The organism is Butyrivibrio sp., assembly GCF_024699075.1.
This window is the reverse complement of sequence record NZ_JAILQF010000321.1, coordinates 1-26,992: the sequence shown is the minus strand read 5'-3', so window position 1 is coordinate 26,992 and position 26,992 is coordinate 1. Positions and strand designations below refer to the sequence as shown.

The 26,992-nt window shown below is 35.3% G+C and carries 29 protein-coding genes; 16 read left to right on the top strand and 13 right to left on the bottom strand.

What is annotated here, in order from left to right; translation table 11 throughout:
• Window positions 1-91: 91 nt before the first annotated feature.
• Both K6G87_RS13010 and K6G87_RS13005 read left to right on the top strand, forming a co-directional pair.
• On the top strand, window positions 92-1,342 hold the full coding sequence (locus tag K6G87_RS13010; RefSeq protein WP_296838066.1) for a nucleotidyltransferase family protein: 1,251 nt from the start codon (window positions 92-94) through the stop codon (window positions 1,340-1,342).
• A 23-nt stretch (window positions 1,343-1,365) separates the two neighbouring features.
• Window positions 1,366-2,373, top strand: coding sequence for a glycosyltransferase family 2 protein (locus tag K6G87_RS13005; protein ID WP_296838064.1), 1,008 nt, complete (start codon window positions 1,366-1,368; stop codon window positions 2,371-2,373).
• Here the strand turns inward: K6G87_RS13005 and K6G87_RS13000 are convergent.
• Both K6G87_RS13000 and K6G87_RS12995 read right to left on the bottom strand, forming a co-directional pair.
• Window positions 2,363-3,175, bottom strand: coding sequence for a sensor histidine kinase (locus tag K6G87_RS13000; protein WP_296838061.1), 813 nt, complete (start codon window positions 3,173-3,175; stop codon window positions 2,363-2,365). The genes K6G87_RS13005 and K6G87_RS13000 overlap by 11 nt on opposite strands.
• Window positions 3,176-3,185: 10 nt before the next feature.
• The gene (locus tag K6G87_RS12995) at window positions 3,186-3,866 is read right to left on the bottom strand and encodes a response regulator transcription factor (protein ID WP_296838058.1); all 681 of its coding nucleotides are present in this window, start codon (window positions 3,864-3,866) and stop codon (window positions 3,186-3,188) included.
• A gap of 60 nt (window positions 3,867-3,926) precedes the next feature.
• Here K6G87_RS12995 and K6G87_RS12990 point away from each other — a divergent pair, with 60 nt between their 5' ends.
• The 8 genes from K6G87_RS12990 to pssE all read left to right on the top strand — a co-directional run bounded on the left by K6G87_RS12990 (window position 3,927) and on the right by pssE (window position 10,057).
• Window positions 3,927-5,000: a hypothetical protein gene (locus K6G87_RS12990; RefSeq protein ID WP_296838054.1), complete on the top strand. Its 1,074-nt coding sequence runs from the start codon at window positions 3,927-3,929 to the stop codon at window positions 4,998-5,000.
• A gap of 43 nt (window positions 5,001-5,043) precedes the next feature.
• The gene (locus K6G87_RS12985; protein WP_296838051.1) at window positions 5,044-6,741 is read left to right on the top strand and encodes an ABC transporter ATP-binding protein; all 1,698 of its coding nucleotides are present in this window, start codon (window positions 5,044-5,046) and stop codon (window positions 6,739-6,741) included.
• Entirely contained in the window at window positions 6,734-7,624 is an 891-nt protein-coding gene (locus K6G87_RS12980) for a hypothetical protein (RefSeq protein WP_296838049.1), read from the top strand. The genes K6G87_RS12985 and K6G87_RS12980 overlap by 8 nt, the downstream gene beginning before the upstream one ends.
• Before the next feature lie 210 nt (window positions 7,625-7,834).
• The gene (locus tag K6G87_RS12975; protein WP_296838047.1) at window positions 7,835-8,014 is read left to right on the top strand and encodes a hypothetical protein; all 180 of its coding nucleotides are present in this window, start codon (window positions 7,835-7,837) and stop codon (window positions 8,012-8,014) included.
• A gap of 78 nt (window positions 8,015-8,092) precedes the next feature.
• Complete coding sequence (locus K6G87_RS12970) at window positions 8,093-8,362, top strand: PqqD family protein (RefSeq protein ID WP_296838044.1); 270 nt, start codon at window positions 8,093-8,095, stop codon at window positions 8,360-8,362.
• Window positions 8,359-8,826: a hypothetical protein gene (locus K6G87_RS12965; RefSeq protein WP_296838040.1), complete on the top strand. Its 468-nt coding sequence runs from the start codon at window positions 8,359-8,361 to the stop codon at window positions 8,824-8,826. Before K6G87_RS12970 ends, K6G87_RS12965 begins: the two co-directional genes overlap by 4 nt.
• 203 nt (window positions 8,827-9,029) lie before the next feature.
• Window positions 9,030-9,491 (top strand): PssD/Cps14F family polysaccharide biosynthesis glycosyltransferase, encoded by a 462-nt coding sequence (pssD, locus tag K6G87_RS12960; protein ID WP_296838037.1) that lies wholly within the window; start codon window positions 9,030-9,032, stop codon window positions 9,489-9,491.
• Window positions 9,488-10,057, top strand: a complete 570-nt coding sequence (gene pssE, locus K6G87_RS12955; protein WP_296838034.1) for a PssE/Cps14G family polysaccharide biosynthesis glycosyltransferase — start codon at window positions 9,488-9,490, stop codon at window positions 10,055-10,057. Before pssD ends, pssE begins: the two co-directional genes overlap by 4 nt.
• Before the next feature lie 198 nt (window positions 10,058-10,255).
• Here the strand turns inward: pssE and K6G87_RS12950 are convergent, their stop codons facing one another.
• On the bottom strand, window positions 10,256-11,386 hold the full coding sequence (locus K6G87_RS12950) for a radical SAM protein (RefSeq protein WP_296838031.1): 1,131 nt from the start codon (window positions 11,384-11,386) through the stop codon (window positions 10,256-10,258).
• A gap of 261 nt (window positions 11,387-11,647) precedes the next feature.
• On the opposite strand from K6G87_RS12950, the gene K6G87_RS12945 reads away from it, so the two are divergent.
• Both K6G87_RS12945 and K6G87_RS12940 read left to right on the top strand, forming a co-directional pair.
• Entirely contained in the window at window positions 11,648-12,514 is an 867-nt protein-coding gene (locus K6G87_RS12945) for a patatin-like phospholipase family protein (protein WP_296838028.1), read from the top strand.
• 30 nt (window positions 12,515-12,544) lie between these two features.
• On the top strand, window positions 12,545-13,474 hold the full coding sequence (locus tag K6G87_RS12940) for an RluA family pseudouridine synthase (RefSeq protein ID WP_296838024.1): 930 nt from the start codon (window positions 12,545-12,547) through the stop codon (window positions 13,472-13,474).
• On the opposite strand, the gene K6G87_RS12935 is transcribed toward K6G87_RS12940, so the two are convergent.
• The 4 genes from K6G87_RS12935 to K6G87_RS12920 all read right to left on the bottom strand — a co-directional run bounded on the left by K6G87_RS12935 (window position 13,458) and on the right by K6G87_RS12920 (window position 16,291).
• Window positions 13,458-13,973, bottom strand: coding sequence for a hypothetical protein (locus K6G87_RS12935; RefSeq protein WP_296838021.1), 516 nt, complete (start codon window positions 13,971-13,973; stop codon window positions 13,458-13,460). The two genes, K6G87_RS12940 and K6G87_RS12935, sit on opposite strands and share 17 nt — an antisense overlap.
• Window positions 13,974-14,089: 116 nt before the next feature.
• Window positions 14,090-14,878, bottom strand: coding sequence for a DUF1295 domain-containing protein (locus tag K6G87_RS12930; RefSeq protein ID WP_296838018.1), 789 nt, complete (start codon window positions 14,876-14,878; stop codon window positions 14,090-14,092).
• A gap of 1 nt (window position 14,879) precedes the next feature.
• Entirely contained in the window at window positions 14,880-15,728 is an 849-nt protein-coding gene (locus K6G87_RS12925; RefSeq protein WP_296838015.1) for an SDR family oxidoreductase, read from the bottom strand.
• Between the two features lie 20 nt (window positions 15,729-15,748).
• A complete protein-coding gene (locus tag K6G87_RS12920) occupies window positions 15,749-16,291 on the bottom strand; it encodes a TetR/AcrR family transcriptional regulator (protein ID WP_296838013.1) in 543 nt (180 codons plus the stop codon).
• Window positions 16,292-16,577: 286 nt separating this feature from the next.
• On the opposite strand from K6G87_RS12920, the gene K6G87_RS12915 reads away from it, so the two are divergent.
• Window positions 16,578-17,060, top strand: a complete 483-nt coding sequence (locus tag K6G87_RS12915) for a helix-turn-helix domain-containing protein (RefSeq protein WP_296838010.1) — start codon at window positions 16,578-16,580, stop codon at window positions 17,058-17,060.
• Window positions 17,061-17,188: 128 nt separating this feature from the next.
• Here the strand turns inward: K6G87_RS12915 and K6G87_RS12910 are convergent, their stop codons facing one another.
• On the bottom strand, window positions 17,189-20,389 hold the full coding sequence (locus K6G87_RS12910) for a fructose-specific PTS transporter subunit EIIC (RefSeq protein WP_296838007.1): 3,201 nt from the start codon (window positions 20,387-20,389) through the stop codon (window positions 17,189-17,191).
• A 211-nt stretch (window positions 20,390-20,600) separates the two neighbouring features.
• Here K6G87_RS12910 and K6G87_RS12905 point away from each other — a divergent pair, with 211 nt between their 5' ends.
• The 3 genes from K6G87_RS12905 to K6G87_RS12895 all read left to right on the top strand — a co-directional run bounded on the left by K6G87_RS12905 (window position 20,601) and on the right by K6G87_RS12895 (window position 23,852).
• Complete coding sequence (locus tag K6G87_RS12905) at window positions 20,601-21,095, top strand: hypothetical protein (protein WP_296838005.1); 495 nt, start codon at window positions 20,601-20,603, stop codon at window positions 21,093-21,095.
• A 72-nt stretch (window positions 21,096-21,167) separates the two neighbouring features.
• Window positions 21,168-21,686, top strand: coding sequence for an NUDIX hydrolase (locus K6G87_RS12900; protein WP_296838002.1), 519 nt, complete (start codon window positions 21,168-21,170; stop codon window positions 21,684-21,686).
• A 126-nt stretch (window positions 21,687-21,812) separates the two neighbouring features.
• On the top strand, window positions 21,813-23,852 hold the full coding sequence (locus K6G87_RS12895) for a HelD family protein (RefSeq protein ID WP_296837999.1): 2,040 nt from the start codon (window positions 21,813-21,815) through the stop codon (window positions 23,850-23,852).
• Window positions 23,853-23,983: 131 nt separating this feature from the next.
• On the opposite strand, the gene K6G87_RS12890 is transcribed toward K6G87_RS12895, so the two are convergent.
• From K6G87_RS12890 to K6G87_RS12870, 5 genes are all read right to left on the bottom strand, one after another.
• Entirely contained in the window at window positions 23,984-24,589 is a 606-nt protein-coding gene (locus K6G87_RS12890; protein WP_296837997.1) for a hypothetical protein, read from the bottom strand.
• Window positions 24,590-24,885: 296 nt separating this feature from the next.
• A complete protein-coding gene (locus K6G87_RS12885) occupies window positions 24,886-25,197 on the bottom strand; it encodes a glutaredoxin domain-containing protein (RefSeq protein WP_296837994.1) in 312 nt (103 codons plus the stop codon).
• 152 nt (window positions 25,198-25,349) lie between these two features.
• Entirely contained in the window at window positions 25,350-25,805 is a 456-nt protein-coding gene (locus K6G87_RS12880) for a ferritin-like domain-containing protein (protein ID WP_296837991.1), read from the bottom strand.
• 33 nt (window positions 25,806-25,838) lie between these two features.
• A complete protein-coding gene (locus tag K6G87_RS12875; RefSeq protein WP_296837988.1) occupies window positions 25,839-26,321 on the bottom strand; it encodes a MarR family winged helix-turn-helix transcriptional regulator in 483 nt (160 codons plus the stop codon).
• An 81-nt stretch (window positions 26,322-26,402) separates the two neighbouring features.
• Window positions 26,403-26,762, bottom strand: coding sequence for a hypothetical protein (locus tag K6G87_RS12870; protein WP_296837952.1), 360 nt, complete (start codon window positions 26,760-26,762; stop codon window positions 26,403-26,405).
• Window positions 26,763-26,992 lie beyond the last annotated feature (230 nt).

Sequence of the window (26,992 nt, the reverse complement as noted above, 5' to 3'; positions counted from 1 at the left end):
ATTTTTTCCATACCAGTTGTATTTTCTGCCGAATCAATATTATATTATAGACAAAGAAATATCAAGTTAAATTTATTTAATTGTGGGTGTTATGATGGATAAGAATAAGGAACTACTGGTCAGGCATTTCATAGGGCTGCAAGGATATGCCCTTAATAATGCCAGACCGGGAATCTCTTACAACGATTGTGATTGGGAAACACTGATATCATTAGGGTGGATGAATAAGTGTGGGGCACTTTTTAATAATGCAGTAAATAAGGATCCTGAATATTTCAATGTTGAAAAGAGTCTTATGGATAAATGGAACAGAATGGTCAAGAAAGAGTTTATTTATTCATACAATAAGTTTTCTGAGTTTAAGAAAGTAATAACATGTTTTAACCGTGAAGGTATACAAGCGATTGTTTTAAAGGGATATGTACTAGCTGTTTTGTATCCCGATATATTCTCGCGCTATAGCAGTGACCTTGATGTTAAATTTGCCCCTCGTGATAAAGACAGGGTTCATGAAATATTAACAAAAGAACTGGGCTTTGGTTATAACGAAGCTGATAGCAAGAACAATGTACAGCTATATTCAAATGATAATCTTTCAATAGAAGCACATTATACCTTGTGGGAAGACTATCATGGAGATAATATAGATGTGCTTCTTAAAGAAAAGCTTGATGATGCTGATACACTTATACAGGTTACGATATCAGATGATATTTCAGTCTGGACTCTTGGTCCTACGGAGCATCTCATTTTACAGATGTTTCATATAATCAAACACTATATTGTTGAGGGAATTGAGAGCAGATATTTTACAGATATAGCTCTGTTTATCAACAGATATAAGGATAGTATTGATTTTAACAGATTTTTCAGAGTATTCAGGCAGATGAAATTCGATAATTTCTGTGCAGTTTATTTGACTAAGTGCATAGAATATTTTGGGATGGACGAAAGTGTTCTTTCTAAGGAAGATAGAGTATATCCCGAAGATGATATGGAATTTCTAAGTGACATAGTTTTCGTTGGCAAAAGAGATCTTTCTGACAAGTCCAGTTATAGCCTTTTAGGGATTCTTTCTCCATATGTAAATGGCAAAAAAGAAACAGGTGAGAAAAAAGGAAGCAGAGTACTTCAGGCTCTTTTTCCATCTGTAAATGATATAGATGATAAGTATTCATACTGTAAGAAATTCCATTTTTTGCTACCTATTGCCTGGGTGCACAGGGCAATCCGGACTATATATTTTAAGCTTACAAAAGGAAGCGAGGTATATGGAGTCAAGGACAAAATAAAAGGATCTGAATACAGGATCCGTATGATGAAAAATTCAAAAATTCTTTAATGTGTTTAAGGAGATTTACGAAAGTGAATCTGGTTACAGTAATTGTACCTGCATATAATAGCAGCAGGACTATAGAAAGATGCATACGATCTTTATTAAAGCAGACGTATTCTCACAAAGAAATAATCATAGTTGATGATGGCTCAACTGATAATACTCCTTTTATTTGCCATAAATATATGGAGTCTTTTGATATTAAATATTATTCTGCTCCTCATGGGGGAGTTTCAGCAATAAGAAATCTTGGTCTTGAGAAGGCAAACGGAGAATATGTAATGTTTGTCGATGCAGATGACTATGTCAAAAAAAACTTTATTGAAAAGATGGTATCTGCATTAGAAACGGCTAAGTGCGATATGTGTATATGCAGCTATCTTAGAGTTGTATATAACGATTGTTATCCTATCAAAGAGTTCCAAAAAGGCGGAATTGTTTCAAGGAATAAGTATCTTATAGATACGCTTAAAGATCCGGGCCATCATTATTTTGGCGTAATATGGAATAAGATATTTAAGACTGACATTATAAGAAATAACAATATCAGATTTAGTAAAGATATTACACTTGGGGAAGATTTTGTTTTTTCACTTGAGTATTTAAGATATGCTAAAAAAGTAAATGTAATAGAAGATAAGCTTATTTATTACTGTTATCAGGATGTTAATACTCTTTCCAGGATCAAAGAAAAGAAAATAAGTGACTGCGAAAAAGAAATGGATAATCGCAATCTTATTTATAAGACCTATGTTGATGTTATGAAAAATACAGGCCTTTTTAGTAAATATCAAAAACAGATAAATAGATACTGGATATTTTTTTATCTTAGACAAAAATATGATCTTATATTCAAATACAAGTGGAGTAAAGAAGAAAAAACGCTTTGGCTTAAAGAAATATCAGATAATAAAAATGTGATAGAAGCTTTAAAGAAATATAAAAAGTCTGAGATCACAACACAGTATGCCTGTTATATTGTGACTCAGACAACCAAAAATATCATAAAAGAAGTTATAAAGATCATTAAGAACTAGATTTGGAAATGGGAAGTGTGATGGTAAAAGTTGTACCATGATCATTTCCTTTTTTTGATTTACATGTAATCTCTCCTAAATGGATTTCGACAATCTTTTTGCAAATGGAAAGACCTAGTCCTGCGCCTGATTTATGAGCCGGAGTTCTGGATGCATCGCCGGTGAAAGTCCTGTCAAAAATCTTGTCAATATTTGATGCATCTATTCCTGTGCCGTTATCAGTAACACTTATAATTACATGTGAATTGTTATCATCTGTTTTAGCGCTAAGAGTTATCGTTCCGTCGTCTTTAATATATCTAAGAGCATTGTCAAAAAGGTTGTTTAAAACTCTGTCAAAATAATTAGTATCGATATTTACAAGATATTCAAAGCTAATAGGTACATCAAGTTCAAGATTAACATTTTTAAATTTATGATCAGCCTGACTTGTAAAAAAGAAATCTTCAAGATAATTACCACAAGGAAGAGGAACTGGCTTTACTATAGAACTGTTTGATGATAATTTGGACAGAAGAAATATTTCGTCTATCATGTATTCCAGCGAAGCAGCCTTTTTGTCTATTAGATTATATAGATCATTACGGCTTACAGGATCTATATTTGGTGTTTCTTCCAGGTATTCGATAGCACTTCTTATCGCTGCAATTGGAGAACGCAGATCATGAGAAATGTTCGAAAAATACTCGCTTTGCCTTTTGTTGATATTTCCAAGCTTCAAATTGGATTCATAAAGGCCTTTTGATAGTTCTTCAACATCAAGAGATGGCGTATCATATTTTTTCTTAGAATAATCGTTCATTTTATATACCCTATCTTGGAATTATAAATTTGTAGCCTTTTCCATATGCTGTTTCTATACAGTTAACAAGGCCTTCATAGCTTTCAAGCTTCTTTCTGAGGCGACTTGCGACAACCATTATAGTTCTTCTATCGCTCTCCTGGTAAATACCCCAGATTTTCTTACCGATTGTCTCGAATGGAATAACTGTACCGGGATTTTGTACCAACAATAGAAGCAGCTCATATTCTCTGTTAGCAAGAATGATTTCTTCTTCATCATTATAGATTACTTTGTGGTCTAAAAGCTTGATTTGAAGGGGTGGATATGTTATTGTATTAGCTGCTTTTGTTGTGTTTTTCTTTTTGATTTGAAGCCCTATCCTGGCTGATAGTTCCTTAAGGCTATAGGGTTTTACCATATAGTCATCAGCGCCGGACATGAGCCCTTCAACGCGGTTATCTTCTGATGCCAGCCCGGATAAAAGGATAATTGGGGCATCAGAATATCGTTTGATGACATTGATGGCACTAAGGCCGTCTGTTCCGGGCATCATAATATCAAGGACGATGCAATCCGGATGAATTTGCTTAAGAGCAGAAATGGCATCATCGGCGGTCTGAAAGGTATGTACTACATATCCTTCATCTAAAAGATGATTTCTATTTATCTCTAAAATATCCCTGTCATCGTCAATAAGCATTAAAACCATGGTATACCTCACTATGAATTGGTTTTTATAAGATTATATACCATCCGTTGGAGGATTTGAATGGAATTATTTGGGGGAAAAATTAATAGAGCAGCCGATTATGCGGAAGCTAATTTCAAACTAATGTGGACTGCTTTTTCTGATAAGGACAGAGGGGTGATCCTTACAGGAATGAAAGAAATATCAGACGATATTAAAACTGTTGTCAGAGACACTTATATTGCCGATGCGAATCCTATATACTGGCTTGAATTTCCGATGATCGGAGAGGCATATATGGATCTGAGCATAGGATATTATTCTGACGAATTACCTGAGAATATACATATAGTTTCTGATAGCTTAAAAGATAAAGAGAGACTATTTGAACATGCGCTGAAATTGCTTAAAGAAGATGATAAACATAATGAGGTTTGTCTTGAGTTTGATGTATCAGCAGGTGAAACAAAATGTCCCTCATATGGATTTGTTCCATATATGGAAGATGATTTTACAGTTCCTGAAAACAGGGACAGGATAAAAGATTTTTTTACATTAATTCACAAGGAAGACAGAATTCAAGGAGCCATTGAAGTCTATACTAAAGCCCCGGATTATTGGAAACCATATTATCAGGGAATATCAGAGATTCGTCAGGATGCGCCAATAAGAGTCACATGGCTACTGGGTGATGAATGTAAAAAAATATATAATGAAAATCCTGAAAAGTTTCAGATAGATCTAGAGCGCGTGGGAGTAAAGGATACAGATGATTCTGCGATAGAACAGATGCTCGAAGTTTTAAGTCTTGAAGGGAACGTTGAATTTCAGCTGGATTTGTTTGAAGACGGCTCTGTTATGCCCAATATTGGGCTGTGTGTGATTACTGATTATAAGCAGGAACCCGATACTATTTTGAAAAATTACGAGGATTATATAAAGCTTGGATTAAAATGGGGAATTGCTGATGACAGGTATAAATGTATTACCCCTGAAAATAAGGTTATTGTAATACCATATTATGATGACGATAAAGGAATGATCCATAAAAGAATATCAATGGGACTGAGTATATTGAAATTCAAGTGGTCTAAAAACAGACTTATGCCACTTAAGGGATATTGCTTTATGAAAAGTAGTACATCAACCAGGTAAGAAATATATGTTTTATAAAGCGGAGGAATGAGGTTAAGTATTAATGGGGAAATTAAAACAGTATTACAAAAAGTATAAGAGTCAAAAGGCACGGGGAAGAGATTATTTTAAATGGCTCTATACCTATACCAAACCATATCTTGGACGAATTATTGCTCTAATGATCGTGAGTGTATTATGGACATATATAGGTATTGAATATTCCATAGTGTCACAAAAGATTATAGATATGGCCGGAAATGGGCATATCACGAAAAGCGCAATTATTGTTTTTATGGTGCTTATTATAATAATGCTTGTTGGACAGGCTTTTGAAGATTTGTTTGCAGCATTACTCAATGAAAAGTATAGTTTTGGTATACGTAAGCAGGTATATGATAAGATAATACGTTCAGTATGGCTTGGAACCCAGAAATTCCACACCGGGGATATGATGACCCGAATGACGTCAGATGCGGGTAATATTGCCAATGGAATGGTAAGGGTAATACCTAATATTATAGTGTTCTTGATAGAACTTATTCTTGTTTTTTCCACTTTATATACCAGTTCAAAGCTGCTGGCAGTGACAGCTTTATTCCTGACGCCAATTGGAATTGTTCTTGCTTATGCTCTTGGAAGAAAGCTTAAGAAGTATCAGATTAAAGTACAGGAATCTGAGACAGCATACAGATCATTTATTCAAGAAAGCCTGGCTAATATACTTGTTGTTAAGGCTTTCTCAGGTGAGGACAGATTTTCAGATGAACTTACGAATCTTCGTAATAGCAGATTTAATTGGGTATGGAAAAAGAGTAAGCTCTCAGCCGCATCTAACCTTGTAATGTCGGGAACATTTCAGCTTGGATATATGTTTGCATTTATTTATGCAGCGGGACAGATTTCAAGAGGAGAGATTACGTTTGGAACAATGACGTTATTTCTAACTCTTTTTGGAAGGATTCAGGCTCCTATAGCTTCTCTTATGAGAGAACTTCCCGGAGTTGTATCTATATTTGCATCTGCCGGAAGAGTCATGGACATTCAGGAAATTCCATTAGAAGACAGATTCACAGATAGAGATATTAAGGGAACAATTGGAGTTAAAGTAAATAATCTTTCATTTGCTTATGATAAAGATTTTATATTCTCTGATATCAGTTTTGATATAAAACCAGGAGATTTTGTTGGCATAGTTGGAAAATCAGGTATTGGTAAGACTACACTTATAAGGCTTCTTATGAATTTCATAACTCCTTCCAGTGGGGATGTATACTATTACGATACTTTGGGAAGCAAGATGCAATTAAGCGCCACAGTAAGAGAGTTTGTTTCATACGTTCCTCAAGGTAATACCCTCTTTTCAGGAACTATAAGAAAAAATATCCAGATAGGAAAAGAAGATGCCACTGACGAAGAAATATGGGAAGCACTTGATATGGCAGTGTGCAGAGAATTTGTTGAAAAGCTTCCAAATGGTCTTGATACAGTGATTGGAGAAAAAGGCGTTGGCGTATCTGAGGGACAGGCACAAAGACTTGGGCTTGCCAGAGCACTTATAAGAAAGTCTGAATTTGTTGTACTTGACGAGGCAACTTCAGCACTTGATGAGGACACAGAAAGTCTGTTGCTTAAACGTCTGTCAGAATTGACACCAAAACCGACATGTATACTAATTACACATAGAAAGAGCGTTCTGGACTACTGTAATAGAGAGTTCGTATTAGAAGACGGAAGCATTAAGGTGAAAGAAATTGGTTAAGTTAAGGATTGCTGATTTTGTAATAGATTATTATGGCAGATCAGAGTATCTGCATGAAAGATTTAATGAATTCCTTTATGAAGGAAATGATAAGCCGGATATGACTTTAAGAGTAATTGAAAGAAGTCCATTATTTATCAGGTATCTTTTTGATAAGGGTACATCGATCGGAGAATTTTCATTTTATAAAGATGGGAATGATATCCAGCATTTTTATCCTGGTAAACATCATTTTGCAGTCAGACTTATAAAGGGAAAAGATAATTATCGTACAACAGAAATATATATATGCGATAAGCTTAATAGTAAGGCATCCAGAAAAGTTGGGCAAAAGAATTATATAGAGATGGTTAAAGGTCTCGTATTTAATTCTTTGCAGCAGATATTCTATAACAGAATTTTATTTGAAAATGCAATGTCTATACACTCGGCTTCTGTTATTTACAATAATAAAGCAGTTATTTTTTCTGCATCATCAGGTACTGGTAAGAGCACTCAGGCAGGTCTGTGGGAGAAAGAACTGGGGTGTGAAGTTCTTGATGGAGATGTTACAGTATGCCGTGAAAAAAATGGAAAACTGTATGTTTACGGCCTCCCATGGTGCGGATCCTCAGGGAAATACTTAAACAAGGAAGTTGAACTTGGAGCAATTGTATTTCTTGCACAAGCAAAGGACAACTCTGTAAGGATTCCTGATATACGTGAAAAGATAAGCTATGTTTTTTCATCAACATTTTCTGAATCCCTGAGCGAAGAAATGGCACAAAAGGTCGCTGAAGTTACTCAGATTATTGTTGAGAAAGCATCTATATTTGAATACTCTTGTAACATGGATACAGAAGCTGTATATGTACTTAAAGATGCAGTTTTTAATGCATTTTGAACTATATTATCCTGTTAAAATTGTACATTATTTTATATTATGCAAAATGATACAAAATTGTAAGAATTCACCAATACTTTGTGAAACACTCAAATACAGATAAATACAGGTTTTAACAAAGATTGGCAACGAAAAATTTTTCTTGAATAATGAATTGTTTGTTGATAATATAATACAGGTTATAAATAATTTGGAAAGGGGAGAGTGAGTATGAAAAAGGCTTATGTTAAACCTGAACTTAAGACATCAATGAAAGGTACACTTGAAGGTGTATATGCATGTCCTGACTATTCCACAAGCAGTAATAAGAATAATTGTGGTTGGGATCCATGCTATGATCCTTGTAAGCCAAAGCGGGATTGTGGATATTCAATGTACATTTGTTGGTAATCACTTAAACTGATTATTGCAAAACGTATATGGTGGCAGGAAACTGTCACCATATGTAATTTTTGAAAAGGGGTTTTTATGAGATTTAATACTGAATTCTCAGTATGTGAGGTGTCGGGACAGTCATTTTTAGTACCTACAGGATCTAAACTAATGGATGTTGATAAAATGATGGATCTTAATGATACAGCATTATTTATAATAAATTCACTAAAAGAAAAAGCCCAGTCGTTTGATGAGCTTTTAGTATCTATAATGGATGAATATGAAATAGATATGCAGACAGCATCAGCTGATCTTAGTGAATTTATAGAATCAGCTAAAATGGCAGGTGTTGTCTTATCATGATGGAGCAATCCGGTAATCGTGATGAGATGATCCACACAGATGCATGGATGCCTATATATTTAAAAGGACTTGAAGATGGGAAGAAAGTTAAATTAACCCCTTTTGGTTTTAGTATGTATCCTGTACTTGTAGGTGGGCGAGACAGTCTTATTCTTCATAAGATAGACAGAGATTTAAGAAGAGGAGACATATGCCTTTATAGAAGAGATAACGGTATATATGTAACGCATTCAGTACATCATGTTGATAAAATGGGGATTTATCTTCTGGGTGAGAGCCAAACGGTTATTGAGGGGCCTCTTAGCATGGATCACATGCTTGCTGTTGCTGAAGGTTTTATAAGGAAAGGCAAATTATATTCATGTTCAAATGCAAAGTATATATTTTTGCATGAAATATGGATGGTGCTCAGACCTTTTCGGCCTTTACTAATTAAAATTTACAGGAAGGTTATGAAGTACTGATGTAATCTGACTTGTAATAATTAATAATTTTTGTCCTTTTAAAATACTATAAATTATTTAATTATACTAAAAGTATAAAATTTAGCGTATGAACCACTAATAAACGAAAAAAGTTATTGATTTTATGATTTATTTTTGGTATTATCGATACTGATTTATCATAATGTTCTATTGAGGTTAAGGGGAAAAAGGGAGAGAAAAATATGAGAAAGTTGCTACTGGTGGCATCTTCCGGGGGACATATGGAAGAATTGACCAGACTTAAAAGTATCACAGAAAGATACGATTGTTGTTGGGTAACTGAAAAGAATGATTTTCAGAAATATGGAAAGGCTGAGGAAATACAGTATTATGTTCCTCAGATCAATCGAAGGGAATTTCTGTTTCCTTTGAAATTTATCATTTTACTTTTTCAGACAGTTTATATTTTATTCAAAGAGAAGCCGGAGGTTGTTATTTCCACAGGTGCTCTGATATCATATCCATTTTGCCGACTTGCTAAGATGATGGGGAAGAAAGTTATTTTTATTGAGTCTTTTGCCAGAGTCAATGAACTATCTCTTACCGGTAAGTTATTGTACAAGCATGTTAATACATTTATTGTTCAATGGTCGGAAATAGCGGAGAAATATGATAGAGCTATTGTGGGAGGCGGTATATTTTGATCTTTGTTACTGTTGGAACTCAGAAGTTCCAGATGAACAGGCTTATGAAGCAGGTTGAAATGCTTGCTGCTATGATGCCTGAAGAAGAATTTGTTATACAGTATGGGCATTGTACATACATTCCCAAGAATTGCAAAACATTTATGTTTATGGATCGTCCGCAGTTTGAAGAATGCATTGATAGGTGTCGACTCTTAATATCGCATGGCGGAGTTGGAACTATAATGGCGGGCTTAAGAAAGCATAAACCGGTAATAGTTGTACCAAGGCTTCAGAAATATGGCGAGCATGTTGATGATCATCAGATTGAGGCTGCACAAGCACTTAAGCATAATAAGTGTCTTCTTATCTGTATGAATATAGAATATCTTAAATATATGGTTGATAATATTGATAATTATGACTTTAAACCATATATTGAACCTGAGCGAAAGGTCGAAGATATAGTTATACACTGTATAGAAGACAATGCTTCATATTCTGATAAGCATTTGCTCCATGGTCTTTTTAGTAAGAACGATAAGTATGCTAAGAAGTCAGCATCTTCACGCAATAGTCTTATATGAATACAAATATATTTAATGCATTAGATTATTACAATAAAAATATAGTTTGTTTTTGAACTATAACCTGGCATCCATTGGGGATGCCAGGTTTTTTTCTGAACAGGTTATTGGCGGTTTGCATCACAAACTATAACACGTGTTTTTATTAATATGAAACAAGTTCTTTCTCAATTATCTGTTTAGTGCAGTTATCATTTTCTACATTGATGATACAGATTCCAGTTCACTTTCCTTATTCAGGATTGACTCAACCTTTTCTCTATTAGCAAATAAAGTACACCCGCCTGCATGTTCATCTATTAAGAGGCCCTGACTTTGAACCTGATAGAACAAAGGAGATTTTAAAGCTTCTCTTAGAGAAGTATCTGCTACATTTATATCAGAGTATGGAGAGAAGGGACATGGTTCCGCACCTCCATGTGAGTTTATATGGAAGAAACCTCTGCCTGCAGCAACACAGCCTCCAGAACTCTTTTCATCACCAGGAAATGCTATATAAAGCATCTCAGGATGTTCATCTCTAAGGCGAGAAATATTTTCTGCCATTATAATGCGTTCAGCTTCCATAGGGGCAAGATCAGTGCTATCTTCAGTTACAGGAACGAATTCTACGTATATAACAGCCTTACAACCAAGCTTTGATAAGTTATTTATAAACTCTTCGGAATATACCTCTTTCATATTCTGAGTTGTTACAGTTACTGAAACTCCAAAGATAAGACCATTATCATGAAGACTGTTCATAGATTCAAGAACCTTGTCATAGACGCCTTCTCCGCGTCTTAGATCAGTCTTTTTTTTATCACCTTCAATGCTGATAATTGGAATCATGTTTCTGTGCTTGTCAAAAAGTTCCAGGAACTTATCTTTAATAAAGAATCCATTTGTAAATATAGGGAACATTATGTTTTCGTGTTTTGCAGCTTCCTGCATAACATCCCATCTAAGTAGGGGTTCTCCTCCGGCAAGAAGAATAAAGCTGATTCCAAGATCGTCAGCTTCATCAAAAATCTCACCCCATTGTTCTTTGGTCAACTGATCTACAGGAGCCTCATCATTACAGGCGTTGCTGGATCTTGAATAGCATCCTGCACAGTGAAGGTTACAGCTACTTGTAATACTTGATATAAGGAAAGGAGGAATATGTTCGCCTTCATCTTCCCTTTTTCTTCTGAAATCTGAAGCTTTTTTTGATGCCAATGCAAATTTTGCCATAAAAAGAGATTCTTTCGGATTGGAAAGAGTTGCTCTGATAGCATCATTTACTACTCTTTTGACGCCATTAGTCATGTACTGCTGAATATCAAATTCTTTCTCTGTTTTTGCCATAATAATCTCCATTCCCACATATAAGATTGCAATAAATATAATTGCATAAAATATTATAAGCAAGAAATACATTTAAATCAATAAATAAAATATAAATAAAAATAGAAGCCATTCTTTATGAATTACTAAAAAGGTATCAGAACAATTTTTGATAAAAGAATTACTACTGCAGCTTCAAAGAAAAGCAAAATAGCTGAAATTATTGACGACAAGTGTTATTCTAATATGGTAGCATAATTAGATTAAAGGACAGGTATAATAATGGGTATTTTTTCCGGTAAAAAGGTAACACTGGTATTGTCAGGCGGAGGAGCAAAAGGTGCTTATCAGATAGGAATGTTTAAAGCGCTTGAAGAGGAAGGACTTGATAAAAAGAACCTAACTCTTGCAGGAACATCAATAGGAGCGCTTAACTCTCTTATATACGCGGTAAGAGACAAAGAAGCTATAGGTGAGCTTCTAAAAGTGTTTAGGGATGCTTTAAATAGTGAAATGTCAGATCCGTATATAAAAGAGAGAATGAAGCTAATAGAGGCTGCCAAGCAGGATGTCATTGATGGAAAAGTCTCTTTAGAAGAATACTTATATTCAAGAAGATACTATCAGATGGATAATCGTTATATGATAGAAGCAATGCGAAAAATATGTCCGGATGATTTTGTTGTGAATAATGAAGTTCCGGTAACTGTATGTGCATATTCTTTGACCAAGGAGAAACCGGAGTATTTTAAGCTTAATGGACTTAAACCAGAAGATCAGAGGCTTCTGGCAATTGCAAGTGGAAGCATATCTTTTTTGTCTCCAGCAATTTATTATGATAAAGACGTGTATCTTGATGGCGGTTGTATCCCAGAGATATGCAGGAACCCGGCCCCTGAAGATAAAATACCAGTTGGTTGTGTAAACGATATAGAATGTGATTATTTTATGATCAGCTATTTAAAGCCGGAAGATAAGGTGGAGATTCCGAAACTCTGTGAAGGTGCTAAAATTATAGAAATACGTCCTTCAAGGCCTCTTGAAAAAGTCAAGGACACAGGAACGCTGGATTTTTCTGAAGAATCGCTTAAGTGGAGAGAGAATCTCGGATATAATGAAACAAAAGAAGTGCTGAAAGCTTTCAAATAATTATAGAAAGCAAATATACAGGTAATTAAAGTGTCAGAAAGAAATCTTGAATACATAATTACACATGATGATGAAGGTAAGCTGGTCAAAGAGATACTTAAAGACCAGCTTCATTTATCGCGCCGTGAGATAAGCCATTTGAAAGGATTTGATGATGGCATACTTATAAATGGTGGTCATGTTAACGTAATTTATAAGGTATCATCCGGCGAAATCTTACATGTTACTATCCATGAAAATATAGAAAATTCATCTGAAATAGTACCCATGGAAGGGCCTCTTAATATAGTCTATGAAGACGAGGACATAATTGTAGTTAATAAATCTGCAGGCCTCTTAGTTCACCCGCTTAAAGGCCATTTTACATCTACTCTTTCCAACCATATCGCATGGCATTTTAAGCAAAATGGCGAAACACATGTCATAAGACCTGTAGGAAGGCTAGATAGGGAGACATCAGGACTTATAGTTTTTGGCAAAAACAGATTTTCAGCCAATAGCCTTAATGATCAGAGTATAAATGGAGTAAAGGTTAAAGAGTATCTGGCCCTTTGTAGCGGCTTTTTTGATAATAAAGAAGGAAGTATTGATAGCCCAATAGGGCTTGCGCCCGGAGTCAAGATGGTAAGAACAATTCGAGAAGATGGAGATCCTGCTCTTACCTATTATGAAGTTATTGAGCAAAAAAATGGTTTTGCACTTGTAAAACTTCGTCTTGAAACCGGAAGAACTCATCAAATAAGAGTACATATGAGATCAATTGGGCATGCACTTCTTGGAGATGGTTTATATGGAAGTGATCTTCAAGACTGGTATGGGATGGAAAGAGTAGCCCTTCATTCATCTCATATGGAGATCATTCACCCTGTTACAGGTCAAAAACTCTTATTTGATGCAGCTATTCCAAATGATATGAAGGAAACATTACATAAAAACAGCAGTACTAGTGACAGACAATGATCACGCCAATAAGTATCATTGTCTGTGAAAAGCAGTTTGTAAGCTGTTCTATCCAGTTATTTTTAACATCTTTTTTATCATGCTTTTTGAAAAAAACGGTCATAGCACAAAGTCCTAATATTCCCATAATAAAGAATATAATTGCCGGGAAAGAAATGAAAGCATAAAGTAAAACCTTCCAATCTACTAATATCCCATTAATGAGTATTGATAAAATCATAATAATAAAGCCAACAGGCATTAGGACTATAAATAGCGGCCTATTTAAAAAGTATACATTTTTATGTATTGTCGCAAGAAAAAGCTTCCACAAAACCTTGCATATCCCTCCTGATATGGTCAAAACCGCTCCGACCGTAAATAAGTGATCATTAAAAGAAGCCCCAATAATAATGCAGCTTATTCCGAATAAAATGACAGGAATAGCATCTACCAGAGCAAGAGATAAAGTAAAATCTTTATACTCATTTTCTGAAGAATAAATTCGTGATTGATTCATGATCAATAATCCTTTAATCTATAAAAATTATTATGTAAGAATGTAGCAATATAGAAGACCCAGGCTTTGAAAAAACAATAAAGCTGCAGATCTAAAGTAAACCTGGTAAGTTTTTATTACTTGCCAGATAGATGATACAAAGGAATAAAAGGGAAAAGAATCGGAGTTTTATTAACGTAGTCTTTGTATTCATCCTTATCTCCGTAATTCTTGTTCTGCTTTATTTCAAGCCTCTTGGCACTGTCTATCATTACATAAACTATTATGACATATCCTATCAGAGCAAAAATAAACTGACCTGGATTTGCATAAGCAGTAAAACCTTCTACAAAGACCCCGGTCCAAAAAAGAATCTCGCCAAGATAATTAGGGCATCTTACAATTTTATATAGGCCCTTAGTTGCAACCATGTCGACACGGATCTTTTTCTGATTGCTCTTTTGAAGATCAGCAAGAGTTTCCAAAATGATACCAATTAAAGAAATAGCGCATCCTACATAGATAACAGCATTATCATCTGTCATATTATCAATCCTGAAGAAAAGCGGAGAGGTCTGAAGAACATATAAAAGTGACATACCAATCCACATTGCGCATTTTACAGGTAATGACAAAGAAGTGATATTTGCAGAAGCATCTTTTAAAACCTTCTTATAAATACCGTTTTTATATTCTCTGTATATAAGAAAACCCGCAAGGCGCAAACCATATATTATCATTACTAAAGATCCGAGAACTATACCCATTGTTGAGTAGTTGCTAAATCCCATGATCAAAAGGCAAGCTCCTATTGCGGCAACTGAAAGTCCATATCCAACGGACATAAAATAGACAAACTTGTAAAAACCTACACTACTAAAGATAAGAGCAACAATAAATAAAATAAGTAATCCCTGAATATTCATATTATGAAAAAGACTCCTTTATAAATTTTGAAAAACTTTTTTGGCCATACTTTACATCGCCCACGAGATTTCCGGTCAAAGTAAATTTACTGAACTTTATAATATCTGCTTTTCCTGTCTTTTTTATACTATTGATAAATATGAGAATATCAAATAAAAAAGCAGGTGCTCTTTTTATGACACAAGGTTTTCCTGCGCTTTCAAAGCACATTTGAGCAATTTCATCATAGTTATAAGTTTCAGTTCCGCCGATGGAAATAGTTTTATTTTTTTCATCAAGGTGATCAGCGATATATTCTGCAAAGTCTTCTGTGGCTATTACATTTGCAACACCCGGTTTTCCTGAAAGAAGGTTTATAGCTCCTTTATCAACCATAGGCTTTAAAACATTGACAATATCATAAAAATAACCTGTTGGCCTGTAAATTATGTAATCAAGGGAGCTTTCTTTAAGCGCCTTTTCGAATTTTGCTTTTGCATCGAGAAGAGGAATCTCAGGATGCTCATCAGCGTGAATAACTGAAATATATATGAATTTACCAACTCCAGACTTTTTAGCCTCATTAAGGAGATTAAGGTTTCCATTTAAGTCAATATCGTAACTTGTAACTGCTTTAGATGCTTTGGTAAGTCCGACTGTTGAAATAACCATATCGGCTCCATCTAAAAGCCCGCCGAGCATACCTTTTTTGGTAACATCACAGGATTTAAAAGTAACCTTGCCATTACCTGTTAGATCAATTGGCCTTTCATTAAGATCAAGGGCGATAATTTCATTTCCTTTGGATTCAAGTGCTTTTAGAATGTCTCCGCCCAAATGTCCGTAAGCACCTGCTAAAACAATTTTCATGAAGAAACCTCCTAAAAAATTTATGAAAGAGCAGCTTTTATAATGTCCATATTTATAAGCTTATTAGAAAAACACAGAAGAATATTTTCCGATATGAATGCATCCGCACCTTCCTTGCCGAATTTGGCATATATTCTGTCCTTGTCTTTAGGCAGTCTTATCAGAAGATAAGAAACAAGGACGGACACCTCACTTGAAAGCTTTAGATGATGTTCAGGATAAGATAGGGAAAACTGCTTGGATACTGCAGTTGCGCGCCATATATTCTGATTTTCATTTGAAAAATCAGAAATACCTTCAAAGATAATATCAAGCCCGGTAAAAAGGTCGGTTACCCCATCAAGGGATTTATATATATCATCCTTAGACCTTGACCACCTGTGAAGTATAAGGTCTGCAATAAGAGCATCTTTAGTAGGATAGTAGTTGTAAATAGTACCGACTGCGATCCCGCAAGCTTTTGCAACACCTCTTATACTGATCTTCTCAGGACCTTCCTGAACCAGCATTTTCTCGGCCTGCATAATTATCTGCTCTTGTAAGTGCATTATGATTTTGGGCATAAATATTCTCCTGATGTTTTGAAAAAAGCTGTTTAAATATTTATATGAACATGTTCATAATAACACCATATTATTTCTTTGTAAATCCTGAATACATATCAGAAAAATATTATGATGTAGGTGTCCAAAATATCTTTTGACACCATATGAAAACCGGATTACACCTATAATTCTTAAGTTATATTTTGTTTTGAGCAAATAGTTTTCACTATTAAACATAAAACTATGCTATTATTATCTCTGATAAAAAATTCACTAAGAAACATTTTGATTGGGAGAAAAAACTATGGGTAAGAAATCAGTAAGACCAAATAAAAACCTTTATATGAAAAGCAGAGAGGCACTTGATCTTACAAGAGAAGAGGCTGCTGAACTTACAGGCATATCAGCAGATCGTCTTGAGAAAATTGAGAATGAGAAATCACTTCCTCATCCTGATGAAGTATTAATGATGGCCAAATATTACAAAACTCCTTCCATCAATAACTACTACTGTTCACATGAATGTCCTATAGGACAGCAGTATGTTCCTGCTATTGCCAAAAAGGAGCTTTCACAGATCGTACTTGAAATGCTTGCTTCCCTTAATAACATGAATCGTGAAAAAGAGCGTCTTATTGAGATAACAGCAGACGGTAAGATCGGGGAAGACGAGCTTGAAGACTTCCATAATATTCAGGAGCAGCTTTCCAAGATTTCAGCATCAGTAGAATCGCTTAGACTTTGGGTAGAAGAGATGATCGCAAAGGGCAACATAAGCGGCGTATAACCTGAATGTAAGATGTTATTATGATGTAGGTGTCAAAAGCTTCTTTTGGCACCATACTAAACTAAATTGTTACGTTTTTAAATAAACCCGCAATTTATAAACATTCACAAACCTATTTCCAGATTCAGTTACTGCCAATTTTTAATATCATAATTTTCGACATTATCAGTTGAAATCAGATAAGTATCAATAGTATAGGTTTTTTCTACAGTTTCTCCATTTAGGATACTATACATAACTTCTACTGATTTACGTGCTATAGATACAGGAGATTGAGCGCCTGTTCCTTTGACAGGTGAATCTTCTTTGACAAGTTCCTGTTTAATAGCAGGTGAGCCATCAACTCCATAGATATAACAATTTTCTATTCCAAGTTCAGTAACAGCTCTTAAAGCGCCAAGAGCAGTAGGATCATTTTCTGCAAAAATAGCTGTTATATCACTGTTGATATTTAGGACTTTCAACGTATTTATATAGGATGTATTTTCATCACCATTACAGTCATACATTGAGAAAATATCAAAGCCCTGACCTTTTATAGCATCGATAAAACCTTCTACTCTGTCTCTTGCAGATCTTGTAGCAGGAGAATCAAGAATTATAATGGTTCCCCCATCTGGACAACGATTTACAAGATCTTCACCGACGACCTTACCGGCATTGTAATTATCAGATCCGACATAGCTGTTAATGTATGAAATATCTTCTACCTGAGCATCAAAGCATACAACCGGGATTGAAGCATCATATATACTTTTTAAAGGAGTCATAACCTTTTCCGAATCTACGGGATTCAAAAAGACTCCGTCTACATGCTGATACAGCATATTTTCCAGCTGAGTTTCCTGATTTGAGATATCATTTTCTCCATCATATGCGATAAGCGTATCTCCATTAGCTTCGACAATTTCAGTTATTTCTTCCAGTATTGCAGCAAAATACGGATTACTACCATCCATACAAGTATAAGCAAAGGTATAATGTATATCGTCGCTTATACCAGCATTTGAGCTTTGAACTTTGCCACATCCGGTAAACAGAATAAGAGCCAGTATCATAGTCATAATAGACGGAATCCTGATGATATTTTTCACATTCATATCTTTAACCTTCTTCAGATAACCAAGAATAAAAGCAGTTACAAAGCTTCCATTAATGATAGCCAATAAGTATAAAAGAGGTTTTTCAACTATAAGGAATACGAAAATGCCTCCATGAGGAGCCATAAGAGTACAGCCAAAAAGTTCAGACAGTAAAGCTGAAACTCCTGATCCTACCATACATGCGATCATTACGCGGATAATGTCTGAAAGAAGGTAAGTTATAGCCCCCTCTGTAATGAAGGCAAGTCCCATAATAAGAGTTACACCGCTTCTTCTTCGCTCTGATTTTGTAAACCTGTTTGGGAAAAGAATTGTAGAAAGCGCTATACCACAAGGAGGAGTCATACCTGCAGCCATAATAAAGGCCATGACATCATATTCTTTGCTGTATAAAGCTGTAGTTCCAAAATAATATGCAGCTTTATTAACAGGACCTCCCATATCGGTGCCCATCATGGAGCCGGCTACTATACTTAGAGGAATCTTACCCAATCCAGCTACGCTCTCAAGTAAGCGCGAAAGAACTGAGTTAAATAAAACAGCAGCCGGATTGATTATATATATCATCAGTAAATTGATCAAAAGAAGACTAAGTACAGGATAAATAATGATAGAAGCAAAAGCGTTGAAGTTATCAGGAAGTTCTTTTACAAAATTCTTCATGAGTCTGATGCTAAAGCCTGCTGCAATACCTGCAAGGAAAGCTCCGAAAAATCCTGCATTACCATTAAAAGCCATATATCCGCCCATAAAGCCAGCTACAAAGGCTTCATAGCCGCCAAGATACATAGCAAGAAATGCAGAAAAAACAGTGAACATGAAGTTGAAAGTCATATCGCCAAGACTCTTGAAGGATGCTGCAAATTCGGTAATAGAACCAAAACTACTAAGCTCATTAACATTAAGAGTGCTTATATCAATGCTTGCAGAGTCGGTAAGGAAGGCTATTGCTATAAGTATTCCACCGCCAAGAGCAAAAGGAATCATATGATTAACACCATCTACAATTCCATTTAGTACCTGCTCATAAAAACTATCATCTTCATGCGCAAGAGAAACATCCTCATAATGAATGTCAAAATCTCTATTTGAAGACTTGGAATCCTTTTTGTCTGAAGATATTCCAGATAAGGTGTTGTCAGAAGATCCAAGAACAGCAAAAGCATCAGATTCTGAGTCTATTAAAGGAGAGGATGCTGCAGCGTTTTTACTATCATCAGATTCTTTTTCCTTAGTATCTTCATACAGGGATATCCTGCCTCTTCCGTTATTTTTAGACTCATAAAGAGCATCATCAGCTCTTTCCATATTTACAATAATATCACTGTTATTTATAACGCGCGCAATACCTATACTAAGAGAAACGGTTTTACCCTTGATTATCTCAGCATTTTTGACATCCTCCATCAGATCTTCAAGGATCAAAGTGGCATTTTTGATAATATCACCTTCTGAAGCGGAAATGATGCCGATAAATTCATCACCGCCCCATCTGCCTACAATTAAATTTGAGCTTTCAAGATTTTTGAGCTTAATTCCTAAGTACTTAAGGGCGGCATCACCTGATGCATGACCGCTTGTATCGTTGATACCCTTGAATTTATCGACATCTATCATGAATATAGCGGCATTTTTTAGTTTGCCATTAGTATTCATCTGATTATAGTGTTCAATAAAGGATTTTCTGTTAGAAAGGCCTGTCAGCTCATCAATTGTAGCCATTTTTATGATCTGACTTCTATAGAACTGAACGAAAGAGGTAACGATTAGAACGATAACTATAAATACGTTAATAAGAAGTATATTAATGGACACTGATACTGTGGCATTATCAATTACAGTAACTTCGCTTGGAATAGCATAAACATTAAGAGTATATCCTGTTGTGCCAATTTCGACTGAAACAGATATAGCATCCTTTGCATCTATAGCTCCATGAGCAAATAAATATATAATACTGTCACTTGAATCAGTAACAGTAACGTCCATATCATAATTATTTATGAATTCGCTTAAAATGAGATCCCAGTATTCAAAATCCTGTATCTCAAGATGATGTTCAAGTGAATTGGCACTTAAATTAAGATATTTTTGCGCAGCTTTTTCTGCCTCATTATTATACATAAAAGTAGTAATGAGGATACATGTAGCAAAAGCAATTATTAAAATAAGATCTAATATGATAACTCTGGATAGATCACTTTTATAAGAATTGTCTGTGTTCATCTATATCTCCACAAGTTTCATATAAAGTTTGCAATAGGCTAATGGTTACATGTGCATATCTTAGATATATATCGGTCAAACAAGATTTATAATTCAGATTAATTATCAGCAAAGATTAAAAAGTGATAGAATATAAGAAGTGAGAATGTTGGGAGACATGGCATTAAAGGCTCTGTTTACAGCCTTATTGCCACTTTACAAGGAGGAGACCATGGACAAAAATCAGGTAATAGAAATCCTTAGTTCTAAAGGTTTTTTCGCACATGATACTAACGGAATATTATATGTTGATCTTGATGATATAGGCACTTCTTCAATTAATAAAGTTCGCAATATGTTAACAGAACTTGGTTACCATAATTCATGGGGTGTTAAAATGGTAAAAACAGGGTCATTAGCTGTTAATAACAGCATTGATAATAGGGAAGCAGATCGCATGCAGGATCTGGATTATTCTGAACCAGAAGAATCTGCAAAAGAATCTGCACTTTCAGATGATCATGCATATGGAATGATATCAGATTCTGAAAATGAAGCAGAAGATGTAGAAAAAGCTTCAAGTAATTATTATCAAAATGAAGAACCCAAGTCAGAGTATGACGATAAGAATACAGCGGAAAGTCACACAGATGAAGAGGCAGATGACATGATGTTTGATGAAAATTCTCCTTTTGAGCAGGTATCACTATTTGACATGATGTCGTGAAATCAGCATAATGATGTAGGCGTCAAAAGAATCTTTTGACATCAGATAATAATAATTGATAGTGGTGCTGGAATGTACAAAGTAATAGATTCAGAGACAACAGAAATAGGGCGTTTTAAGATTCATATGGACCATCTTGAAAGAAATGGAAAGACTGGTCCATATTCTTATGTTTCAATGAAGGCAGGAGTTCATATACTTCCAATCATTGATGGAGATAAGGTTTGCGTATTAAGGCAATACAGATACCCGATAAAAGACTGGGATCTTGAGTTCCCTGGCGGAGCAATAGATGAAGGTGATACTCCTAAAGAAGCTGCAATACGTGAGCTTTATGAAGAGACAGGTTATATAGCGGATGATATTTTATTCTTGGGAGATATCTATCCATCACCGGGCTATTCAGATGAGCTGGTTCATCTTTATGTTGCCAATTGTCATAAAAAAGAAAATAGAAATCTGGAACCGCTCGAAGTTATCGAGCATAAGCTCTTTACTATAGATGAAGTAGATATGATGATGGATAGAGGCGATTTTAAATTTGCCGGTGCTATCATAGCGTGGAACAGATATAAAAGGCTTAAAAAGTGAGTAATACCAAAGAAGAGGTTATCATTATCTGCCTTAGCTCCGATTATATTATGAGGGGCTAAGGCTTTTTATAACAGAACATTTCTGTGTATAATGAGTAAAGCATTTGAAATTGAGGTACAAATATTGGAAGAAAAGATTTTAAAACAGGAACAGGAACACTTAACAACTACATATGAAAAGCTCCTTAAGATGAATGCAGCGCTTGAGGATGATATAAGAAATCTTGATAATCAGGCTACTGAAGAAAAAAATGACATAAGAGATAATATCAGACTTGATTTTGCTGATGATGAAACTAAGGCAGAGACCTATGGTGAGCTTGAAGTATGGAACAGATACATCGACACTTATAATGTTCAAAGTGAGGCGCTTCGCAATAAAAAGGCCCGCATTGAGTCATTATTAAAGGCACCTTATTTTGCCAAGATAACACTTCAGTTTGATCCTTCAGAAGAGCCTGAAAGTTATTATATTGGTAATGTTGAAATGTCTGAAAACGGGGCAACGCCTATTGTTGTTGACTGGAGAAGCCCTATAGCCGAAGTTTATTACAATCAGGAAAATGGACATACATTTTATGAAGTAAATGGAAACAGAATTGATGTAGATCTCCAATTAAGACGCCAGTTTGATCTTGATAAGGACAAACTCAATTCATATTTTGATACACAGGTAGCAATAGAAGATCCACTTCTTCTAAGATCCCTTTCAAGACAGCGTTCTGATAAGATGCAGTCTATAAGCGCTACTATACAGAAAGAGCAGAATGCAGTAATAAGACATCCCGATGTTCCTGCTCTGCTTGTATCAGGAATAGCTGGATCAGGTAAGACATCAGTACTACTTCAGAGAATTGCTTATCTTTTTTATAAACAAAGAGAGAACCTTCGCCCTGATCAGGTATATATGATAACCTTAAATCCTGTTTTTCGTGAATATATTGATAGCGTACTTCCTGACCTTGGTGAGTCTAATCCTAATACACTTACCTGGCAGGAGTTTATGGATTCCTGCAGCATACCTATGGCAGATAAGAATCCGGCAGCAACAGATGCAAAGGATCTTGAAGCCATTGATGATATGCTTTCACTTCTTGCCCCTGATGACGGAGATTTTCTGCCTGTATATCAAAAGGATGAACTGATATTATCTGCCAGAGAAGTTCAGGCAGTAGTTGAAAAGTATGCAGAGACAATTCCTGTTGGAGTTCGTCTCATGCAGGTGGCAGCTACAGAACTTGAAGCAAAGGCAAGACAGGTATTTAGAGGAAGAAAAAGGGATAATCATGAAAAGCAGCAGGGAGAAGAAAAAGCAGCGGAGAATCAGCTTGAAAATGATTATGGCGGAGCATTAAAGACAATAAGAAATTGTGGATGGCTTAATTACAATGCAATTTCCAAACGTCTTATAGGCCACAATCCTTCTGCAATAGAATGGTTCTATCTTAAAATGTCACTCACCGGCATGTGCGATCGTAACGCGCGTTATTGTATGGTCGATGAAGTACAGAACTATACTAAAGCACAGATGATGGTACTTAAAAAATATTTTCCCAGAGCTAAATTCATGCTCCTTGGCGATGAATTCCAGGCAATCCGCCCGGGAACAGTTACATTCAAGGAACTTGAAGATCTGTTCTCTACAGATAGAAAGAGTACAGATACTATATCTCTTCTTACAAGCTACAGATCATCGCCTGAGATTACAGCCTTATTTACATCTCTACTTCCTGAAGAAGTAAGAATAAACACTCAGAGTGTACAAAGAGAAGGAACAGAGCCAGTTGTAAGGGCTTTAAAAGCTGAGGAGTATATTAAAGCTTTGCGTGAGACCATCATACAAAACACTGATAGCGAAGGCCTGTGCGCAGTAGTATGTCAGAACAAAAAGAGTCTTAACTATATTAAAGATATACTTGAAAATGATGCACCTGAAGTTATCACAGGTGATAAGAAGCTTCCCAAAGAAGGTGTAATTCTTATAGAGCTTGCGCATGCAGCAGGACTTGAGTTTGATAGTGTGATAATTCCGGATGCGGATGCTCAAAGATATCCGGATGACATACTTTCAAAGCATAGATTATATACAGCAATGTCCAGAGCAACACGCCGTATAACACTGCTTTCAGAGGGAAAAATGACACCACTTATTCAGACAACATAGAAGTACATCCCTGTACTCCTAAACATGTCGAAATTATATCCTGTAATATGCTAATATTGAAATAAGGCGTCCCTTTTAAATGGGACGCCTTATTTATGGAGGATGCGGATAAAATGGAAGAATAGTTTTTATTATTTTTTTTCTTCAAGCCATTTATCAAATCCTGTTTCAATAGCCATGAATTTATTCAAAGCATCAGGGCTTTTATCAGTATCAAATTTTTCATCAGGGGCAAATCTTACATAGAAATACATGCTTTCAACCGGCTTATTGTTGGTGATGCAGAATTTCTGCAGCTTTGAAGCCCATGCACCGAATGTAAGTTCATTCCATTTATCTGTTCCATTGGACATGATCATAAGATCTCCATGACCTGTAGAAAAACTAAGCTTGCACCAGTTAAGATCACGACCTTCTTTTTCTTTACAATATTCTTGAACAAGTTTAAAGGATCTGCTTATTATGTCCTGCATATCATTTGGATAAAGAGAGCTTCTATGGTCTTTGTCTATTGCTGCAACCTTGACACAAATACAGAACATACGTGCAGAAAGTTGATCTACTTTAGGCGCTGCTTTGGGCTTGGGCTTATCCATTGATGATAGCTGTGAATCTGCATCCTGAAGACAAGTCCTGAAAGCAGTCCAGGCGTCAGCATTTATAGGATCACTGATAGCCTGGTATACAGCGTGAGCTATCATTTCTTCCAGTTGCTTTTTGATTTGGTCTTTAGTCATGTTTGTCCTCTCCAGAATATAGCGGCTTAAGAATTAAGTTGTATGATAAAAATAAATGTCTTCTTGAACGTAGATTACAAAAACGCACAGTTACTGTGTGTTTCGTGATCTATAATTTTAATCGGAAATTCGGAAAAGATTATATATATATGATACTCTATTTTTTAACTTAATGTAAAAATAAATATTTACTGATCAAAGAATAAAAGGTGTCATCAAAAGTCAGATCCTTGAACCTGGCTTTAGTGGCACCTTTTAATCAATTATTTTAAAACATATTTTATATTGCGAAATTATTAGCAGCCCTTACGTCCTGACTTATGATCATCAATAGAACATGCTGAAGGAGATCCGTATTCAATAAGTCCTACGTCAGCAGGATCTATAGAAATAGTACCATCTTCAAGTACGAAACATGGGATTCCCACATCCCCTGTTTCCTTACATTTGTCAAAAACAGGGCTATTATCACGTATACGGGTAAATTCCCCCATATATCTGATATGACTACCAATATCTATATATTGAAACTGGTCTTCTTTACCAACAATCTGTTCTTTAACATAATCACAATATGGACATGTAGGCATTCCGTATATTTTAACCATATCTGACCTCATTTCCAATGAACAATTACATTTAAAGCATTAAAGTTCACTTCCTGCAAAAAATAATATTTTAAGCATTAATATTCACTTCCTGCAAGAAATTACATTTAAAATATTAAATTTCTTTTTCAATAAAAATCACATATAAATCATTAAATCTGATGTATAAGCCAGTTCTGAAGACCAATCTTCTCGATGAGTTCAAGCTGCTGCTGAGCCCAGTACATATCTTCTTCCTCATCTTTATAATAGTCCTTAAGAATATCAAATGTTGTAAGATCATCCTTAGCACATTCTATAAGTGTCTTGAGACTATTTAAACCATCAATTGATACCTGAAGATCATATTTAAGCCATTCAACAGGATCCGTATAGGTAGGAGCTTCCTTTTTGGCTTCGTTTTTTACATCTCCGCCAAGATCAAGAATACGATCAATGCACTGATCTACATATCCACGTTCTTCTGTGGCATGCTCTGCATACTTGTCAGCAAGCTTTGAAAAACCCTGTGAACCGAATATCTTAGACTGAATAGCATGGCCATCTGCCTGCTGTGCAAGGTCTGTAACGATAAGCTGAAGTCCTTTGATAATGTTTTCATTTGCCATAATTAAGTTCCTCCTTTGATTTAAAATTGATTATTATTTCTTTTTATCATTTCTTTTTGATTCGAACTGTTCCATCATCTCGTCCAGGATAATCTTAAGCTCCTTTTTATGCTTGAAATCAGGCATACATGTAGTCATCTGTGATGGAATTTTTGAAGCTTTATCCTTTAATTCTTCGCCCTTTTTAGTGATCGTGACGATCAGATCTCTTGCATCTTCTTTAGACCTTTCCTTGGTGATAAGGCCCTTTTCTTCAAGCTTCTTAAGAACGGGTGTAAGTGTACCACTGTCGAGGAAAAGACGTTCTTTAAGATGTCTTGTTACGACTTCTTTTTCTTCCCACAAAACCATCATGGTCACGTATTGTGTGTAGGTTAGATCAACTTCTGAAAGAAATGGTGTATAACTGTTGATAAACTCTTTAGCACATACATAAAGCGGAAAGCACAGCTGATTATCTAAAAGTATTGAGCAAGATGGGTCATTTATTGTTTTTTTCTTTAGTGCGTTATTCATATACAACTCCTTTAGCACTATTAGATTTTATACAATCAATTTAACCCAATTAAAATGTTTTGTCAATACCCATTTTATTTTTTATTCTTTTATATAAAGATGTTCCAGGTCTCCATCTACAAAACCGGTCGATATTCCTGCATATCTGTTCTTTAGATCATCAGCATATTTACCTTCATCAAGATACTTAAGCAGAATCTGAATAGCATCTTCGAGGACATCGTCCCATTCAGCCACCTGCTTCCATGAGAATGCAGAATCTGAGCAAAATACAGCTTCAGATGCCCAGTCATCATCTTCAGGATCAAAAGAAGAAGCTATTACAAGTTCAATCGACCATGAACAATTGCCATCTTCATAAATATTAAAGCAAAGTCCCTGACCTACAGGAAGCCCTTTTTCTATTACATTATTTAGCCATTTTTCAAAATCTTTATACATATGATATGCTCCTTTGGTATTTATCGGTTATATTTACTGATATAAGTAACCATAAAAGAAATTTTAGAACTTTCACTTACAGGTATCAGTTATATATAAAATGATCAAGATAACCCATCACCTTTAGGTGGTGGGAATATCTTGATTTCGGGTGCGGGGTTATAAGCCCCGTACCCGTAGAACTGCGTCAGCAGTGATTTTATAACGAGCAAAAAGCGAAGCGTTTGCGA

What these genes read in the sequence shown, in the direction of transcription:
- K6G87_RS12965 (WP_296838040.1), top strand. Translation starts at nt 8,359, where the DNA reads ATGATGGAGCAATCCGGTAATCGTGATGAGATGATCCACACAGATGCA.
- K6G87_RS12950 (WP_296838031.1), bottom strand. Translation starts at nt 11,386, where the DNA reads ATGGCAAAAACAGAGAAAGAATTTGATATTCAGCAGTACATGACTAAT.
- K6G87_RS13010 (WP_296838066.1), top strand. Translation starts at nt 92, where the DNA reads ATGATGGATAAGAATAAGGAACTACTGGTCAGGCATTTCATAGGGCTG.
- K6G87_RS12920 (WP_296838013.1), bottom strand. Translation starts at nt 16,291, where the DNA reads ATGCCCAAAATCATAATGCACTTACAAGAGCAGATAATTATGCAGGCC.
- K6G87_RS12900 (WP_296838002.1), top strand. Translation starts at nt 21,168, where the DNA reads ATGTACAAAGTAATAGATTCAGAGACAACAGAAATAGGGCGTTTTAAG.
- K6G87_RS12995 (WP_296838058.1), bottom strand. Translation starts at nt 3,866, where the DNA reads ATGGTTTTAATGCTTATTGACGATGACAGGGATATTTTAGAGATAAAT.
- K6G87_RS12970 (WP_296838044.1), top strand. Translation starts at nt 8,093, where the DNA reads ATGAGATTTAATACTGAATTCTCAGTATGTGAGGTGTCGGGACAGTCA.
- K6G87_RS12880 (WP_296837991.1), bottom strand. Translation starts at nt 25,805, where the DNA reads ATGGCAAATGAAAACATTATCAAAGGACTTCAGCTTATCGTTACAGAC.
- K6G87_RS12910 (WP_296838007.1), bottom strand. Translation starts at nt 20,389, where the DNA reads ATGAACACAGACAATTCTTATAAAAGTGATCTATCCAGAGTTATCATA.
- K6G87_RS12885 (WP_296837994.1), bottom strand. Translation starts at nt 25,197, where the DNA reads ATGGTTAAAATATACGGAATGCCTACATGTCCATATTGTGATTATGTT.
- K6G87_RS12890 (WP_296837997.1), bottom strand. Translation starts at nt 24,589, where the DNA reads ATGACTAAAGACCAAATCAAAAAGCAACTGGAAGAAATGATAGCTCAC.
- K6G87_RS12875 (WP_296837988.1), bottom strand. Translation starts at nt 26,321, where the DNA reads ATGAATAACGCACTAAAGAAAAAAACAATAAATGACCCATCTTGCTCA.
- K6G87_RS12975 (WP_296838047.1), top strand. Translation starts at nt 7,835, where the DNA reads ATGAAAAAGGCTTATGTTAAACCTGAACTTAAGACATCAATGAAAGGT.
- K6G87_RS12930 (WP_296838018.1), bottom strand. Translation starts at nt 14,878, where the DNA reads ATGAATATTCAGGGATTACTTATTTTATTTATTGTTGCTCTTATCTTT.
- K6G87_RS12905 (WP_296838005.1), top strand. Translation starts at nt 20,601, where the DNA reads ATGGACAAAAATCAGGTAATAGAAATCCTTAGTTCTAAAGGTTTTTTC.
- K6G87_RS12935 (WP_296838021.1), bottom strand. Translation starts at nt 13,973, where the DNA reads ATGAATCAATCACGAATTTATTCTTCAGAAAATGAGTATAAAGATTTT.
- K6G87_RS12985 (WP_296838051.1), top strand. Translation starts at nt 5,044, where the DNA reads ATGGGGAAATTAAAACAGTATTACAAAAAGTATAAGAGTCAAAAGGCA.
- K6G87_RS12915 (WP_296838010.1), top strand. Translation starts at nt 16,578, where the DNA reads ATGGGTAAGAAATCAGTAAGACCAAATAAAAACCTTTATATGAAAAGC.
- K6G87_RS12870 (WP_296837952.1), bottom strand. Translation starts at nt 26,762, where the DNA reads ATGTATAAAGATTTTGAAAAATGGCTAAATAATGTAATAGAAAAAGGG.
- K6G87_RS12925 (WP_296838015.1), bottom strand. Translation starts at nt 15,728, where the DNA reads ATGAAAATTGTTTTAGCAGGTGCTTACGGACATTTGGGCGGAGACATT.
- K6G87_RS13000 (WP_296838061.1), bottom strand. Translation starts at nt 3,175, where the DNA reads ATGAACGATTATTCTAAGAAAAAATATGATACGCCATCTCTTGATGTT.
- pssD (WP_296838037.1), top strand. Translation starts at nt 9,030, where the DNA reads ATGAGAAAGTTGCTACTGGTGGCATCTTCCGGGGGACATATGGAAGAA.
- K6G87_RS12990 (WP_296838054.1), top strand. Translation starts at nt 3,927, where the DNA reads ATGGAATTATTTGGGGGAAAAATTAATAGAGCAGCCGATTATGCGGAA.
- K6G87_RS12945 (WP_296838028.1), top strand. Translation starts at nt 11,648, where the DNA reads ATGGGTATTTTTTCCGGTAAAAAGGTAACACTGGTATTGTCAGGCGGA.